This window comes from Paenibacillus humicola (assembly GCF_028826105.1).
In the GTDB taxonomy this organism is placed as follows: Bacteria; Bacillota; Bacilli; order Paenibacillales; family Paenibacillaceae; genus Paenibacillus_Z; species Paenibacillus_Z humicola.
The window spans coordinates 3,311,955-3,328,512 of record NZ_JAQGPL010000001.1 but is presented as its reverse complement, the minus strand read 5'-3'; the positions used below and the strand labels follow the sequence as shown (position 1 = coordinate 3,328,512).

Annotated in this window: 15 protein-coding genes; all 15 read left to right on the top strand. The window is 58.7% G+C overall.

The features are described 5' to 3' along the window. Window positions 1–4 precede the first annotated feature (4 nt). Window positions 5–361 (top strand): 30S ribosome-binding factor RbfA, encoded by a 357-nt coding sequence (rbfA, locus tag PD282_RS15210; RefSeq protein ID WP_274651502.1) that lies wholly within the window; start codon window positions 5–7, stop codon window positions 359–361. Next, the gene (locus PD282_RS15205) at window positions 361–1,368 is read left to right on the top strand and encodes a DHH family phosphoesterase (RefSeq protein WP_274651501.1); all 1,008 of its coding nucleotides are present in this window, start codon (window positions 361–363) and stop codon (window positions 1,366–1,368) included. Before rbfA ends, PD282_RS15205 begins: the two co-directional genes overlap by 1 nt. Next, window positions 1,368–2,300, top strand: a complete 933-nt coding sequence (gene truB / locus PD282_RS15200; protein ID WP_274655251.1) for a tRNA pseudouridine(55) synthase TruB — start codon at window positions 1,368–1,370, stop codon at window positions 2,298–2,300. The genes PD282_RS15205 and truB overlap by 1 nt, the downstream gene beginning before the upstream one ends. Window positions 2,301–2,314: 14 nt before the next feature. Next, on the top strand, window positions 2,315–3,265 hold the full coding sequence (locus tag PD282_RS15195) for a bifunctional riboflavin kinase/FAD synthetase (RefSeq protein ID WP_338045195.1): 951 nt from the start codon (window positions 2,315–2,317) through the stop codon (window positions 3,263–3,265). Between the two features lie 263 nt (window positions 3,266–3,528). Next, window positions 3,529–3,798, top strand: coding sequence for a 30S ribosomal protein S15 (gene rpsO / locus PD282_RS15190; RefSeq protein WP_274655247.1), 270 nt, complete (start codon window positions 3,529–3,531; stop codon window positions 3,796–3,798). A gap of 284 nt (window positions 3,799–4,082) precedes the next feature. Next, the gene (pnp, locus tag PD282_RS15185) at window positions 4,083–6,188 is read left to right on the top strand and encodes a polyribonucleotide nucleotidyltransferase (RefSeq protein WP_274651500.1); all 2,106 of its coding nucleotides are present in this window, start codon (window positions 4,083–4,085) and stop codon (window positions 6,186–6,188) included. Window positions 6,189–6,354: 166 nt separating this feature from the next. Beyond that, window positions 6,355–7,350: a polysaccharide deacetylase family protein gene (locus PD282_RS15180; protein WP_274651499.1), complete on the top strand. Its 996-nt coding sequence runs from the start codon at window positions 6,355–6,357 to the stop codon at window positions 7,348–7,350. A gap of 54 nt (window positions 7,351–7,404) precedes the next feature. Next, entirely contained in the window at window positions 7,405–8,670 is a 1,266-nt protein-coding gene (locus PD282_RS15175) for a M16 family metallopeptidase (protein WP_274651498.1), read from the top strand. Beyond that, window positions 8,651–9,094 (top strand): dUTP diphosphatase, encoded by a 444-nt coding sequence (dut, locus tag PD282_RS15170; protein WP_274651497.1) that lies wholly within the window; start codon window positions 8,651–8,653, stop codon window positions 9,092–9,094. The genes PD282_RS15175 and dut overlap by 20 nt, the downstream gene beginning before the upstream one ends. Window positions 9,095–9,279: 185 nt before the next feature. After that, complete coding sequence (gene dpsA / locus PD282_RS15165) at window positions 9,280–10,179, top strand: dipicolinate synthase subunit DpsA (RefSeq protein WP_274651496.1); 900 nt, start codon at window positions 9,280–9,282, stop codon at window positions 10,177–10,179. After that, the gene (locus PD282_RS15160) at window positions 10,176–10,772 is read left to right on the top strand and encodes a dipicolinate synthase subunit B (RefSeq protein ID WP_274651495.1); all 597 of its coding nucleotides are present in this window, start codon (window positions 10,176–10,178) and stop codon (window positions 10,770–10,772) included. Before dpsA ends, PD282_RS15160 begins: the two co-directional genes overlap by 4 nt. Before the next feature lie 76 nt (window positions 10,773–10,848). Further along, complete coding sequence (locus PD282_RS15155; protein ID WP_274651494.1) at window positions 10,849–11,892, top strand: aspartate-semialdehyde dehydrogenase; 1,044 nt, start codon at window positions 10,849–10,851, stop codon at window positions 11,890–11,892. Window positions 11,893–11,968: 76 nt separating this feature from the next. Further along, entirely contained in the window at window positions 11,969–13,183 is a 1,215-nt protein-coding gene (dapG, locus tag PD282_RS15150) for an aspartate kinase (RefSeq protein ID WP_274651493.1), read from the top strand. Window positions 13,184–13,407: 224 nt separating this feature from the next. Then, entirely contained in the window at window positions 13,408–14,283 is an 876-nt protein-coding gene (gene dapA, locus PD282_RS15145; RefSeq protein WP_274651492.1) for a 4-hydroxy-tetrahydrodipicolinate synthase, read from the top strand. A gap of 462 nt (window positions 14,284–14,745) precedes the next feature. Further along, window positions 14,746–16,425: a ribonuclease J gene (locus tag PD282_RS15140; protein WP_274651491.1), complete on the top strand. Its 1,680-nt coding sequence runs from the start codon at window positions 14,746–14,748 to the stop codon at window positions 16,423–16,425. The last annotated feature ends 133 nt before the right edge of the window (window positions 16,426–16,558 follow it).

Genomic DNA, 16,558 nt, shown 5'->3' with positions numbered 1-16,558 from the left:
GGCAATGGCGAAAATTCGCGTCGGCCGCGTCGGCGAACAGCTGAAGAAAGAACTCAGCCATATTATTCAAACCGAGCTTAAAGATCCCCGGATCGGTTTCATTACCGTGACGGGCGTCGAGGTGACGAGCGATCTTTCGCAGGCGCGCGTATACTTGAGCGTGCTCGGCAGCGACGATCAAAAGGAAGAGACGCTTAAAGCGCTGGCGCGCGGAACGGGCTTTATCCGCACCGAGCTCGGCAAACGGATGCGTCTGCGCCATACGCCGGAGCTGCTGTTCAAATTCGACAGCAGCATCGAGTACGGCAGCCGGATCGAATCGCTGCTGGGCGAAATCAACCGCGGCGGCGGTGATAACTGATGGCGGGGGCGGCAAGCGGAGCCGCAGCGGCTTACGAAAGGCAGCTTGAGGAAGCGCTGGCTTTCATGCGTGCGGGCGAACGTTTTCTGGTCGTGTCGCATGTCCAGCCGGACGGCGATGCGATCAGCTCGACGGTCGTCGCCGATTGGATGCTCCGCCGGCTGGGCAAGGAAACGGTGCTGCTGAGCGAAAGCGCGATTCCGGCAAAGCTCGGTTTTCTGCGGACGGCAAACACGATCGTCAATTACCGCCAGCAGCCGCCTGCGGAGAAATTCGACCGGATCGTGGCGGTCGATTGCGCCGATTTCCGGCGGATCGGCCTTCCGTCGGAGCTGTTCGCCGAAGGCGCGCAGCTGCTCAACATCGACCATCATCCGACCAACGACTCGTTCGGCGCCGTTAACGTGATCCGTACCGATGCGGCGGCAACGGTGGAAATTTTATACGATTTGATCGATCACGCCGGCCTTACGCCGGACCCGGAAGCGGCGGCCGCCATTTATACCGGACTCATTACCGATACCGGCGGCTTTCGTTATTCGAATACGTCTCCACGCGTCATGGAGGTAGCATCGCGGATGCTTGCATTAGGCGCGCCTGGGCATTGGATCGCCGACCATTTGCTGGAACGGATGACGAAGCCCCAGCTGCTGCTGCTGAAGAAAGGTCTCTCCCGGCTCGCATTTTCCGCCGATAACCGGGTCGCCTGGCTGCATATCGATCATGCCGATATGGCGGATACGGCTGCGGCGCCCGACGACTTGGAAGGACTCGTCAACTATGCGCGGAATGTGGAAGGCGTGGAGGTCGGCATTTTGTTCAAAGAAACGTCCGACGGCGAGGTCAAGGTGAGCATGCGTTCGGCCGGCAAGGCGGACGTTGCTGCCATAGCGCAAAGCTTCGGCGGCGGCGGGCATGTGCGGGCGGCCGGCTGCCGGCTGGAAGGGCCGATACCGGAAGCGATCGAGCGGGTCGTCGGCGCGGTAAGCGAGGCGCTCGGCCGATGATGGACGGGATTTTGGCGGTTTGGAAGCCAGCCGGCTGGACGTCTCATGATGTCGTAGCCCGGGTAAGGCGGCTGCTGCGCATCAAGCGGATCGGCCATGCCGGAACGCTGGATCCGGAGGTGACGGGCGTGCTTCCGCTCTGTATCGGGCGCGCAACCCGGGTCGTGGAATATGTGCAGGAGCTGCCGAAAGCTTACGAGGCCGTGCTGCAGCTGGGCATTGCGACGGACACCGAGGATTTGACCGGCCGGGTGCTGGAGGAATTGCCGAACGTCTCGGTCAGTGAGGCGGACGTTCGGCGGGCGCTGCGGTCGTTCGTCGGCGAAATCGAACAGGTGCCTCCGATGTATTCGGCCGTCAAGGTGGATGGGAAGCGGCTGTACGAGCTTGCCCGGAGCGGCCGTGTCGTGGAGCGCAAGCCGCGCCGCGTCACCATTTATCAGCTGGAGCTGCTCGGTCTTGAGCTCGACCTCCCGCATCCGGTCATCCGGCTGTCGGCCGTCTGCTCCAAAGGCACGTACATCCGGACGCTGTGCGCCGATATCGGCAGGGCGCTCGGCGTCCCGGCGGCGATGGCCGGGCTGACGCGGACGGTTTCCGGCGGAATCGCCGCGGAGCAATGTCTCACGCTGGAGCAAATCGAGGCGCTCCAGTCATCCGGGCAGCTGGCGGACAAGCTCATTCCGGCCGACCGGGCCATCGCTCACATGCCGGCCGCAACGGTCGGCATGGACGCGGCGAGAAGCGCGTTTCAGGGGAAGCGGATTCCGCTGCGGCTGGCGGACGGCCTTTCTCCCGAATCCTCATCCGAAGGGCGGCTGGTGCGGCTGTACGGGGAGGACGGGACGTTTCTCGGCATTTTCGAGTGCGGCGACGAGGCGCTGAAGCCGGTGAAGGTGTTTACCCCAACCGAAGAATTGGAACCCAGATAAAGCAGGTGTCAGAAGTGGAAATCATCACATTGCATTATCCGGTCGCGTCGTCCGAGGAAGCACGTTCGGCCGAGCCGAAAGCGATCGCGATCGGACATTTTGACGGCGTCCACAGAGGTCATCAGAACGTGATCCGGCGATGCGTGGACAGGGCGCGCTCTTTGGGCATCCAGGCGGCGGTTATGACCTTCCATCCGCATCCGAAGGAAGTGCTCGGCCAGGGCGGGCAGTACGCCTCCTGCCTCACGCCGCTGGCGGAGAAGGTCGAGCGGTTTCGCGGGCTCGGCGTCGATCTGGTCTATGTCGTCAGTTTCGACAAGGAGCTTGCGGGCGTCACTCCGCCGCAATTCGTCGCAGCGGTGCTGCGGCCGCTGCAAGTGCGGCATGCGGTGGTCGGCTTCGATTTTACGTTCGGCTCCAAAGGCTCCGGCACCGCGAGCATGCTGCGCGAGCTGTGCGAGCCGGAAATCGCCGTCGATATTATCGAACCGCTTATGCTCGAGGACGTCAAGGTGAGCAGCACGCTTGTGCGCGAATCGCTGGCGGAGGGCAAACCCGAGGAAGCGCGGGAGCTGCTTGGGCAGCCGTATGCGATATGCGGAACGGTCGTTCGGGGCGAAGGCCGCGGGAGGACGATCGGGTTCCCGACGGCCAACATTGAGCCGGATGACGCCTTTGTCATCCCCCGGCAGGGCGTGTATGCCGTCATCGCCGATTTCGAAGGCAGGTCGGTTCCCGGCGTGCTCAATATCGGCGTCAAACCGACCTTTCACGAGCATCTGCCCAAGCCGGTGCTGGAGGCGCACTTGTTTGATTTCAACGGCGACCTGTACGGGAAAACGATCCGCTTGCGGCTGATTTCGTTCCTGCGGCCGGAGAAGAAGTTCGGGTCGGCGGCCGAACTGGTCGAGCAGATTCATGCGGATGCTCATCAAGCCCGCTCCGTGTGCGCCGCCTACAATTAACCAGCTCTCCATTTACTTCTTATAGACGAGTGTGTTATACTCTAACTCGTTGCAGTCATGCAGCGTCTGTTTTCATCTGTAGGGAAGGCTGATTTCTTCATCCTTGTTCTACGGGGCTATGGGAAGATACTGCTGCTCCGCCAATGACGGCGGTGCCGGTTCTTCTTGCGTCCGGGCAACCGGATCAACCTTGGCTTGGCCGGCTCGATCTCACCGTCGGCGGCGAGGCTAACGGCGATTATAACGAAGGAGGTGAAGCAAGGATGGCACTTACGCAAGAACGCAAGCAGCAGCTCATCGACGAGCACAAAACGCACGCGAACGACACCGGTTCGCCGGAAGTTCAAATCGCTATCCTGACGCAAAACATCGTGAATTTGACGGATCATTTGCGGACGCACAAGAAGGATCATCATTCGCGCCGCGGTCTGCTCAAGATGGTCGGTCAGCGCCGCAAGCTGCTGGCATACCTGAAAAATAAAGATGTACGGCGTTACAGCGCATTGATCGAAAAACTCGGCCTTCGCCGATAAGAGATGCGAGCGAAAAAGCAACCTGGCTGATCCAGCCGCCCGGGTTTCGGGTTCGGCTGAACCGGGTTGCTTTTTGTAAATTCGAACTTGAAACCGATTGCTTCTGTGCAGGCCGGCGCAATGGGCCGAGGCCGAACAGAAGGTTAACGATATCGACAGGTCAAGCAGGAACTGCCGCGAAGTTGTCGAATGGGTTTCATCATCCATTACAAAACAGAAAACTGAATGCCGCGCGGGTTCATAGCTTTGCTTTGCTCCGCAAGGCATCAGCAAGGAGGGATTAAATGCTTCAACGTGTAGAAATGACGCTTGGCGGACGTTCGCTCTCGCTGGAAACGGGGCGGCTCGCCAAGCAGGCGAACGCGGCTGTGACGGTTCGTTACGGCGACACGGTCGTCCTCTGTACGGTTACGGCGTCGAACGAGCCGAAAAACCTGGATTTCTTCCCGCTTACGGTCAACTATGAAGAGCGACTGTACGCCGTAGGCAAAATTCCGGGAGGCTTCATCAAACGCGAAGGGCGTCCGAGCGAAAAAGCGATTCTCGCCAGCCGTCTGACGGACCGGCCGATCCGGCCGCTGTTCCCGGAAGGCTTTCGCAACGAGGTCCAAATCGCCAACATCGTGATGAGCGTCGACCAGGATTGCTCGCCCGAAATCGCGGCGATGATCGGCACCTCAGCGGCGCTGTCCGTTTCCGACGTGCCGTTTAACGGTCCTATCGGCGGCGTGATCGTCGGACGGATCGACGGCGAATTTCTGATTAACCCGACCGCCGAGCAGGAAGCGAAGAGCGATATTTATGTCGTCGTCGCCGGTACGAAAGACGCCATCATGATGGTCGAGGCGGAAGCGAACGAGGTGCCGGAAACGGTTATGCTCGAAGCGATCATGTTCGGCCATGAGGAAATTCGGAAAATCGTGGCGAAGATCGAAGAGCTTCAAGGGGCGGCTGGCAAGCCGAAAATGGAAGTCGTACTCCATGCGGTAGACGAGCAGGTTAACGCCGCGGTGCGCGATCATGCCGCCGAACGTCTCGTGGAAGCGGTGCGCATTCCCGAGAAGCACGCGCGTCAGGACGCAATCGATGCGATCAACGCGGATACCGTCGCTCATTTCGAGGCGGAATACGCGGAGACGCCTGAACTGCTCGGCGATGTCAAGGAAGTGCTGTACGATATCGTCAAGGAAGAAGTACGGCGCCTCATTACCCACGATAAAGTTCGTCCGGACGGACGGGGACTCTCCGAAATCCGCCCGATCGAATGCGACGTCGCGCTGCTGCCGCGGACGCACGGCTCCGGCCTGTTCACGCGCGGCCAAACGCAGGCGCTCAGCATATGCACGCTTGGCGCACTCGGCGACGTGCAAATATTGGATGGGCTCGATTTGGAGGAAACGACCAAACGGTTCATGCACCATTACAACTTCCCGCCGTTCAGCGTCGGCGAAGCGAGACCGCTCCGCGCCCCGGGACGCCGCGAGATCGGCCACGGCGCGCTCGGCGAACGTGCGCTTTCCAAGGTCATTCCGCCGGAATCGGAGTTCCCGTATACGATTCGTCTCGTTTCGGAGGTGCTCGAATCGAACGGTTCGACCAGCCAGGCAAGTATTTGCGCCAGTACGCTGGCGATGATGGATGCCGGCGTCCCGATCAAAGCGCCTGTAGCAGGCGTCGCGATGGGGCTGATTAAAGACGGCGATCACTTCTCGATTCTGACCGATATTCAAGGAATGGAAGACCACCTCGGCGACATGGACTTCAAGGTGGCGGGAACGGCCGAAGGCGTTACGGCGATCCAGATGGACATCAAGATCGACGGCATCGACCGGGCGATTCTGACCGAGGCGCTCGAGCAGGCACGGGAAGGGCGCATGTTCATTCTCGGCAAAATGCTCGAAGTGATGAAGCAGCCGCGCGGAAGCTTGTCACCGTATGCGCCAAAGATCTTCATCATGCACATCCACCCGGACAAAATCCGCGACGTAATCGGATCGGGCGGCAAAGTGATCAACAAAATCATCGACGAGACCGGCGTCAAAATCGACATCGAGCAGGACGGCACCGTCTTCATCGCCTCCTCCGATGCGGAAGCCAACGAACGCGCGAGACAAATCATCGAAGGCATCGTGCGCGAAGTGGTCGTCGGCGAGGTTTACCTCGGCACCGTCAAGCGGATCGAGAAATTCGGCGCATTCGTCGAAATTTTGCCGAACAAGGACGGTCTGGTCCACATTTCGCAGCTTTCGACCGAACGCGTGGGCAAAGTGGAGGACGTCGTGAAAATCGGCGATCAAATTACGGTGAAAGTGACCGAGATCGATCAGCAGGGCAGGATCAACCTGTCGCGCAAAGTGCTGCTGACGGCGGAAGCGCCGGCGAAATCCTGATAAGACGCCTCGACAGAAGCGTCTCGCCCGATAGGGATCAAGAGAAAGAGCCAGATTTTATCTGTCTCTTTTGTTTTGCCCGCAGAAAGCGTCGCCTCGGGAGCCAACCCGTCCTCATAAAACGGTCCTGCCCGTAATAGGATGTAGAGGGAAGGGTGGGACGAGGATGAAAGGGAAGAAAGCGATTGCGATGGCGGCGACGGCGGCGGCTTTGCTGCTGGCCGTTCAGCTGAACGGCGGCGGATTGTCCGACTATATTTCAGCCGCGAAGCGCGGAACGGCGGCGGTATCGGAGATCGCGTTCAAGCCGGCCGAGGAAGATCCGGCCCTCCTGCAGCGGATTGAAGCGGAAGCGGCGAAGCGCCGGACGCCGCCGGTTAACGCCATCGTAGACCGCGTATGGAAAGCGATTCCCGGCTACAACGGACTCGAGGTCGACATCGAGCGTACCTACCGGTTGAACCTCGGGAAGCCCGCGTCCGAGCCGATCCGGTTTATTTATAAGGAAGTGCCGCCGCAGGTCGGGCTCGACGATTTGGGGCCGCAGCCGATTTTCAAGGGAAACCCTCACAAGCCGATGGTCGCGCTCATGATTAACGTCGCCTGGGGCAACGAATATTTGGAGCCGATGCTGAAGACGCTGCAGAAGGAAAACGTCAAGGCGACCTTTTTCCTCGACGGCTCGTGGCTGAAGAAAAATCCCGATGCGGCGAAGCTTATCCAGTCCTACGGCCACGAAATATCCAATCATGCTTATTCGCACCCGGACATGAGCAAGCTGAGCCGGCAGGCCGCCTACGACCAGATCGCCAAAACCGAAGCGCTGCTGAAAACGACGCTCGGCGTGACGAACCAATGGTTTGCCCCGCCGTCGGGCGATTTCAACGACACCACGGTTCAAGTTGCTGCCGAGCAGGGGCTGGGGACGGTGCTTTGGACGCTGGATACGGTCGACTGGCGGCATCCGCCGGCATCCTCCATCGTCCAGAAAATCAAGTCTCGCGTTGCGCCTGGCTCGCTTATCCTCATGCATCCGACCGATTCTTCCAGCGCCGCGCTGGCCGGCATGATTGAAGCGATCAAAGGAAAAGGGCTTGCGCTCGGCACGGTCAGCGAGACGCTTTCGGAGAATCGGGCCGGTTCGGTTGAGGGGACGCCGTAATTTTGATATAGTGAGCTTATTGTGTTTTGAAGAAACTTTCAGGAGGATCCGCCTTTGAACAACTATACGTTAAGCAACGGCTTGCGCGTCGTCGTGGAGTACATCCCGACCTGCCGTTCGGTATCGTTCGGCATTTGGGTCAAAACGGGCTCGCGGAACGAAACGCCGGACAACAACGGCATTTCGCATTTCATCGAACATATGCTGTTTAAGGGGACCGGACGCCGCAGCGCGAAGGACATCGCCGATTTGTTCGACGGCATCGGCGGCAACGTCAACGCGTTTACGGCCAAGGAATATACGTGCTATTACGCCAAAGTGCTGGACCAGCACCTGCCGATGGCAGTCGATGCGCTGGCCGATATGTTTTTCGAATCCCGGCTTGACGGCGGCGAGCTTGCGAAAGAGAAAAACGTGATCCTGGAAGAGATCGCGATGTACGAGGACACGCCGGACGATAAAGTACACGACGAGGCTTCCCGCGCCGCATTCGGCGATCACCCGCTCGCGTATTCAATCCTCGGTCTCGAACAGCGGCTGTCGGCCATGGACGGCGATACGCTCCGCGGCTATATGGAATCGCACTATACGATCGGCAATACGGTCGTCAGCGTCGCCGGCAATGTGGAGGAGAAGGCGCTGCTTGAGCTGCTTGAGACCCATTTTGGCAAATTCGCGCGAAAAGGCGAGGATCAGGCGCTGTCGGCTCCGGCGTTTAACGGCACTTATTTGTTTCATAAAAAGAAGACGGAGCAAAATCATATCTGCCTCTCGTTTCCGGGGTGCTCGATTGCCGATCCGCAGCTGTATGCGATGATTCTGCTCAACAACGCGCTCGGCGGCGGCATGAGCTCCCGGCTGTTTCAGGAAATCCGCGAAAAGCGCGGGCTCGCGTATTCGGTCTATTCGTATCATACGTCGTATGCCGACAGCGGGCTGTTTACCGTCTATGCCGGAACGGCGCCGAAGCAGACGAAAGACGTGCTGGACCTGACGCTGGAGCAGCTGAGCGATTTGTCGGCCAAAGGGCTGACGGACGCCGAGCTGCATCGCGGCAAGGAGCAGCTGAAGGGCAGTCTCATTCTCAGCCTCGAGAGCACGAGCAGCCGGATGAACCGTCTCGGCAAAAACGAGCTGATGCTGGGCCGCCATTACACGCTGGACGAAATGCTGGAGCGGATCGACGCCGTTTCGATGAACGACGTCAAGGACGTGACCAAACGGATGCTGTCCGTTCCATTCGCGGTGGCGATGGTGGGCAGCAGCGATAAGGCGGCTGCGGCGTTGGGGAGGGATTCGCTTGTATCCGGTACTGTTTAAACGGCTTCCCGGCAACGAGGACCTGCCGCTTCCGCGTAAAATGTCCGAATGGGCGGCCGGCTTCGATCTCCATGCGGCGGTTTCCGGGCCGGTCACGCTGGCGCCCGGAGAGCGGGGGCTCATCCCTACCGGCTTTGCGATGGCGATGCCGCCGGAGCTGGAAGCGCAAATTCGCCCGCGCAGCGGGCTGGCGTTCAAGCACGGCGTAACCTGCCTCAATTCGCCCGGCACGATCGACGCCGATTACCGCGGCGAGGTGAAGGTGCTGCTCATCAATTTGGGGCAGCAGCCGTTCACGATCGAGCGCGGCGAGCGGGTCGCCCAAATGCTGTTCCAGACGGTGCCCCGGGTGGAGATCCGGGAAGTCGGCGAACTGCCGGACACCGTGCGGGGAGCCGGAGGCTTCGGGCATACGGGCGTCTAAATTTGAAAATCTGTAAGCGGCGCGTTCCGGTTCATCCGGGACGCGCTTTTTTGTCTCTCATCATGTCCTTTCACCCTTTCTGGGCGCATGCATAAGATGGTCTATATTCATCTTGCGCAGACCGCAATGCCGCCTATTCGGCGCTGGCCGGCCTGCGAGAGCACTCGGAAAGGAGTGAAGCCGAAATGCTGACAGGAGTTCAGGTCCTGCTTCTGGGAGGCGACGCCCGGCAGCTGGAAGTGATCCGGAAGCTGACGGAGCTGGATGCGGCCGTCACCGCCGCAGGCTTCGATCAGCTGCATACGCCGCTAGACGGCGCGGTTCAGGCGGATTACGCGGACGACTTGTTCGACGGCGTCGATGCGATTGTGCTGCCGCCGGTCGGAACCGACGACGACGGACGGATCACCGCGGTATTCAGCGACCGGGAGCTGGTGCTGTCGGGCATGCAGCTGGCGCGGGTGCCGAAGCATTGCGTCGTTTATGCCGGCATGGCCAAACCGTACTTACGCGAATTGTGCGAACAATACGGCATACGTTTGGTGGAGCTGTTCGACCGCGACGACGTGGCGATCTATAATTCGATTCCGACGGCTGAAGGCGCAGTCATGATGGCGATTCAAAATACGGACATTACGATACACGGCTCGAACTGTATGGTGCTCGGGATCGGCAGAACCGGCCTCACCTTGGCGCGGACGCTGCAGGGCTTGGGGGCGAAAGTGAAGACGGGAGTGCGCCGCGAGGAGCATTTTGCAAGGGCGCACGAGATGGGATTTGAGCCGTTTTACCTGTCGCAGCTGGTGCAGCATGCGGCCAATATTGACTTGCTTTTTAATACAATTCCGACTATGATAGTCACAGCGCAAATTATCGCAAATTTGCCGTCTCGGGCGGTTATTATCGACCTCGCTTCCAAGCCGGGCGGAACGGATTTCCGCTTCGCGGAGAAGCGGGGCATTAAAGCGTTGCTCGCCCCCGGACTCCCTGGTATCGTCGCACCCAAAACAGCTGGACGCATCATCGCGGATTGCTTAAGCCGGTTGATTATGGAAGATACCAACAAGCGGGGGAATGGGCAATGAAATGGCAGGGCAAAACGGTAGGCTACGCGCTTTCCGGTTCTCACTGTACCCTTGAGGAAGTGATGCCGATCGTAAAGCGCTTCGTGGACGAAGGCGCGAGCGTCGTTCCGATCGTCTCGCAGACGATCATGACGACGGATACCCGGTTCGGTACGTCGAACGAATGGCAGCGGCAGCTGAAAGCCATCACAGGTAACGAGCTGATCTCGACCGTCGTGGAGGCGGAGCCGCTCGGTCCATCGAAGCTGCTGGACGTTCTCGTCATCGCTCCCTGTACGGGCAACACGACCAGCAGGCTGGCGAACGCCATGACCGACGGTCCGGTGCTGATGGCGGCGAAAGCCCAAATGCGCAACCAGCGTCCGCTGGTGCTGGCGATTTCGACGAACGACGGTCTTGGGCTGAACGCGGCCAATATCGCCAAACTGCTCGTCTGCAAAAACATTTATTTCGTGCCTTTCGGTCAGGATAATCCGGTGCAGAAGCCCAATTCGCTCGTGGCGAGAATGGATCTCGTGCCGGAGACGTGCGAAGCCGCGCTGCAGGGCAAACAGCTGCAGCCGCTGCTGATCGAAAGGTTTCAATATACCTGACCGGTCCGAATCATCCCCGGGCTGACGGAGCAAACCTGAACATCAGTTTCTTTTCTCGGAGGGGATACGACACCATATGTCGACGCAGAAGTTGTTTAACGTCGCCGTCGTTGGGGCGACAGGAGCAGTAGGAGAACAAATCATCGGCCTGCTCGAAAAAAGAAACTTTCCGATCGCCGAGCTGAAGCTGCTGTCCTCGGCTCGTTCGGCCGGTTCATCCGTCATGTTCAAGGGCCGGGAGCTGATCGTTGAGGAGGCGGCGCCGGACAGCTTCAAAGGCGTCGAAATCGCGCTGTTCAGCGCGGGCGGCGAGGTCAGCAAAGCGCTTGCGCCGCATGCGGTATCGCACGGAGCGATCTGCATCGACAATACGAATGCGTTCCGGATGGATCCGGATACGCCGCTTGTCGTCCCCGAAGTGAACATCGACAAGATCAGCGGGCATAAAGGCATTATCGCCAACCCGAACTGCTCGACGATCCAGATGGTTGCCGCATTGAAGCCTCTGTACGACCGGTACGGAATATCCCGTATTATCGTATCCACTTATCAGGCGGTTTCGGGCGCCGGCAGCATGGCGATCGGGGAGCTGCTCCGCCAGACGGGCGATGTGCTCGCCGGCAAGGAGATCAAGCCCGACATTTTGCCGGTCGGCTCGCTTCCCGTCAAGCATCAAATCGCGTTTAATGCGATTCCGCAAATCGATAAATTCCAGGATAACGGCTACACGCTGGAAGAAATGAAAATGGTTCGCGAGACGAAGAAGATTCTGGGCGACGAGCAGATCGCCGTCACGGCCACCTGCGTTCGCGTCCCGGTCGTATACGGCCATTCGGAATCCGTTTACGCGGAGCTTAATCACGATTACGAGCTGGAAGACGTCAAAAGGCTCTTGTCGGATTCGCCAGGCGTCGTGCTTGCGGACGATCCCGCAAGCCAGCGGTACCCGCTCGCAACGGATGCCGCCGGCAAGCCGGATGTATTTGTCGGCCGGCTTCGCCGTGACCTTGGCTCTCCGCGCGGGCTGAATATGTGGATCGTTTCCGACAATCTGCTCAAAGGTGCAGCATGGAACGCGGTTCAAATCGCGGAATATATCGCGATCGGCAGTCAGGAATAATCGATATGGCATGAGCGGAAGGTCAAACGGATCGGTTCCGATACGCGTCTTGGGTTCGGATACGGAGGGTTTGACGATGGGCATCCTCGTTCAGAAGTTTGGAGGCACTTCGCTTTCCACCCCTGAAGCGCGGCAATACGTGCTCCGGCATATCGAAAGGGAGCGCGGGTGCGGGCATTCGCTGGTTGTAGTCGTTTCCGCAATGGGGCGAAAGGGCGATCCGTACGCGACGGATACGCTGCTTTCGCTTATTCGCGAGAACGGCGGCACGTGTACGGCTCAGGAGCGAGATCTGCTCATGGGCTGCGGGGAGCTCATTTCCGCCGTCCTGCTCAGTGCGCTGCTGCAGGCCGCATCCGTGCCGGCGACCGCATTATCCGGCGGCGGCGCCGGGATTATGACGGACCGGCAGTTCGGGAAAGCCCGCATTGTGGAAATTCGCACCGACGCTGTGCTGAAACAGCTGCATGCGGGCAAAGTCGTCGTCGTCACCGGCTTTCAGGGTATGACGGAGGACGGCGAGCTCACGACGCTCGGCAGGGGCGGCAGCGATACGTCGGCCACCGCGCTCGGAGCCGCATTAAAGGCCGAACGTGTCGATATTTATACCGACGTGAACGGCATTTTAACGGCAGACCCGCGCATTGTCGAAAACGCTCGTCCGTTGTCGGTGGTCGGCTATGCGGAAATTTGCAACATGGCCCGGCAGGGCGCGAAGGTCATCCATCCGAGAGCGGTGGAAATCGCGCAGCAGGCCCGCATACCGCTGCGCGTTCGTTCCACCTTTTCCGAGGATGAGGGAACGCTGGTTACGGACGTGCAGGAGCATGTGCTGACGACGGCGGTGCACGACCGCTATGTAACGGGCGTTACGCATGTCGCAGGCGTGACGCAAATTACGGTCCACGCCACGGATGGGCACTCCGACGTGCAGCTGCAAGTATTTCAAGCGATGGCGAAGCATCACATCAGTGTCGATTTCATCAATGTGACGCCCGGCGGAGCGGTTTACACCGTCTTCGACCAGGACGCCGGGCTGGCCGTTTCCGTCCTGCGGAAAGCCGGATTCGACCCGATTGCGATAAGCGGCTGCGCGAAGGTATCGGTGATCGGCGGCGGAATGAACGGCGTTCCCGGCATTATGGCCCGGATCGTCGAAGCGCTGACCGTGCGCGGAATCCCGATCCTCCAGTCCGCGGATTCCAATACGACCATTTGGGTGCTCGTCCGTGAGGAGGACATGGCGGAAGCGATTCGCGCGCTTCATCATAAATTTTCCTTGCATGAATAAGCCGAAACGCCTCGAAATTACGCTGTATACATTTATAGGCCATGCTTAATACATCTCGGAAATTGTAAAGTTCATAACGTGTTTTTCGCCATAGAAAATGCTTCGATGCCAGTTTGCTTCGCAAAACTTATGACGATGATTACGATGCCAGTTTTGCATCGCAAAACTTAAGACGATGATTACGATGCCAGTTTTGCTTCGCAAAACTTATAGGAGGAGTCGAAATGGATTTTGGAAGATTAGTGACCGCAATGGTGACGCCTTTCGATGAGAGCGGTGCCGTCGATTGGGAAGCCACGGGCCGGCTCATCGACTACTTGATTGAAGATCAGCAAAACGACAGTCTCGTCGTCTCGGGTACGACCGGGGAGTCGCCGACGCTCACCGACGAGGAGAAGGTCGAGCTGTTCAAGTATGCCGTCCGGCGCGCCGCCGGGCGCTGCAAAATCATTGCGGGCACGGGCAGCAACAATACGGCCCATTCCATCCATTTGACGAAAGCCGCGGAGCAAAGCGGCGTCGACGGCGTTTTGCTGGTGGTGCCTTATTACAATAAACCGAGCCAAGAGGGGCTGTACCAGCATTTCAAGGCAATTGCCGAAGCGACTTCCCTGCCGGTTATGCTGTACAACGTCCCGAGCCGAACGGTCGTTTCGATGTCGGTGGATACGACGCTCCGGCTGGCTGCGCTGCCGAATGTCGTCGCGACGAAGGAATGCGTTTCGCTGGACCAGGTAACGCAGCTCGTCGCTCAAGCTCCGGAAGGCTTCCGCGTGTACAGCGGGGATGACAGCTCCGGATTGCCGGCGCTTTCCGTAGGGGGTTACGGCATCGTCAGCGTCGCGAGTCATATTGTCGGTCAAGAGATGAAAACGATGATCGATGCATATCTCGGCGGGCGGACGGCCGAAGCGGCCGCGCTTCACGGCAAGCTGCATCCGATCTTCAAAGGTTTGTTCGAGCTGCCTCATCCGGTGCCGAATCCGGTGTTGGTCAAAGCGGCGCTCGCCTTCAAAGGCGTGCCGGTCGGAGGCGTCCGTCTCCCGCTTGTTCCGGCAACCGACGCCGAGCTGGCCGCGCTCAAGGAACTGCTCGCATAAACAAACCTCTTGGATCGTGCACATTAAGCGAAACAGCCGGACCGGCGCTCACAAGCGCCGGTTTTTTCTTTTGCCGCATGTAAACCGTTTACTTGTGTTTCTTATTTTCGATCATGTATAATGAAAGACAAGTGACGGTGTGCGGCAAATATTTCAAAATGTATGAAGCGCTTGGAGCGGCGAGGAAGCCGCGAAATGCGGTGTACGATTGGTGCTTTTGCGGGAAGCATAATCGTACCAACACCGAGCGGGCCGGGTACATGCGAAGGGCGCATGTAGCTCCCGCCGGTCGTGCGTTTTTTCCGGGCGGAATAATACAAATGCAAGGTTTGCTCAGCAAAGAAGCCTGCGCCCTGCGATCCGTTTATTGGCTTCAAGGCCGATTCGCGTGATCGCACGAATGTTGCACGTTCAATCTATTTGTTTATTCCGAATGGAAAATTATAGGAGGTATAGATAAAATTGACAAAGAAAAACAATCAGGAGAAACTGCTCGTTTTCGCGCTCGGCGGTGTCGGCGAAATCGGCAAAAACATGTATGTCGTACAATACGGCAATGATATCGTCGTCGTCGATTCGGGCTTGAAATTCCCGGAAGAGGATATGCTCGGCATCGATATCGTCATCCCGGATATCGCCTATTTGACTGAAAACCGCGATAAAGTCAGAGGCATTCTCATCACCCATGGACACGAGGATCATATCGGCGGCCTGCCGTACGTCCTGAAATATTTAAACGTGCCGGTGTACGGGACGAAGCTGACGCTTGGACTGATCGAAGGGAAATTGAAGGAAGCCGGCCTGCTCGGCGAAACGAAACGGATTCTGATCAACCCGGACTCTGAGGTGCAGCTCGGCTCGATTCGCGCATCCTTTTTCAAGGTTAATCACAGTATTCCGGATTCCGTCGGGGTCTGCCTCGATACGCCGGAAGGGATCATCGTTCATACCGGCGACTTTAAATTCGACCATACGCCCGTAAACAATCAATATGCGGATTTGCAGCGAATCGCAAATATCGGCAGCCGCGGCGTTCTGGCCCTGCTGTCGGACAGCACCAACGCCGAGCGCCCCGGATTTACGCCTTCGGAAAGCATGATCGGCGGCGAGCTGGAGGATATTTTCCGGAAGGCGACGCAGCGCGTGGTCGTGGCCACGTTCGCATCCAATGTGCACCGGATCCAGCAGGTGATCAACGCCGCGATCGCCACCCGGCGCAAAATCGCCGTCGTCGGCCGAAGCATGGTCAATATCGTGACGATCGCGTCCGAGCTCGGTTATTTGAACATTCCGGAAGGGATGATCATCGAGCCCGAAGAAGTGAATAAAATGGCGGCCGACCGCGTCGTCGTTCTGTCGACGGGAAGCCAAGGCGAGCCGATGTCCGCGCTGACGCGGATGGCCCGCTCGACGCACCGCAAGGTGGACATCCTGCCGGGCGATACGGTGATCATTTCCGCGACGCCGATTCCGGGCAACGAACGGTATGTCGGACGGACGGTGGACGAGCTGTTCCGTCTCGGCGCAAATGTCATCTACGGCCCGGGCTCGGTTTCCGGCGTTCACGTTTCCGGTCACGGCAGCCAGGAAGAGCTGAAGCTGATGCTGAACCTGATCCGCCCGAAATATTTCATTCCGATCCACGGCGAATACCGGATGCTGCGCCAGCATGCCCAGCTTGCCGAAGCGGTCGGCGTCGAGAAGGAAAATATTTTTATCATCGACAACGGCGATACGGTCGAATTCCAGGGCGGCACAGCGCGCAAAGGGAACAAGGTTCCGGCCGGCAATGTGCTGATCGACGGGCTCGGCGTCGGCGATGTCGGCAATATCGTGCTTCGCGACCGCAAGCTGCTGTCGCAGGACGGCATCCTGGTCGTCGTCGTCACGCTCAGCAAGCAGGACGGTACGATATTGTCGGGGCCGGACATTATTTCGCGCGGCTTCGTCTATGTGCGCGAATCCGAAGGCCTGCTTGAGGAAGCGAACCGGATCGTTACGACGACGCTTCACAAGCTGATGAACGACAAAGTGAACGAATGGGCGTCGCTCAAGACGAACGTCAAGGATGCGCTCGGCCGGTTCCTGTATGAACAAACCCGCCGCCGTCCGATGATTTTGCCGATTATTATGGAAGTTTAATCCGTCTGGACGGGAAACGGCTGCGTTCCGCGTGAGGCTCACGCGACGCAGCCGTTTTTTCATTTTCTTCACCAGGTATCCTTGCCGGCGGTATAATTCCAACCCGAAATTCAATACTATGCAGAGCCGGCAT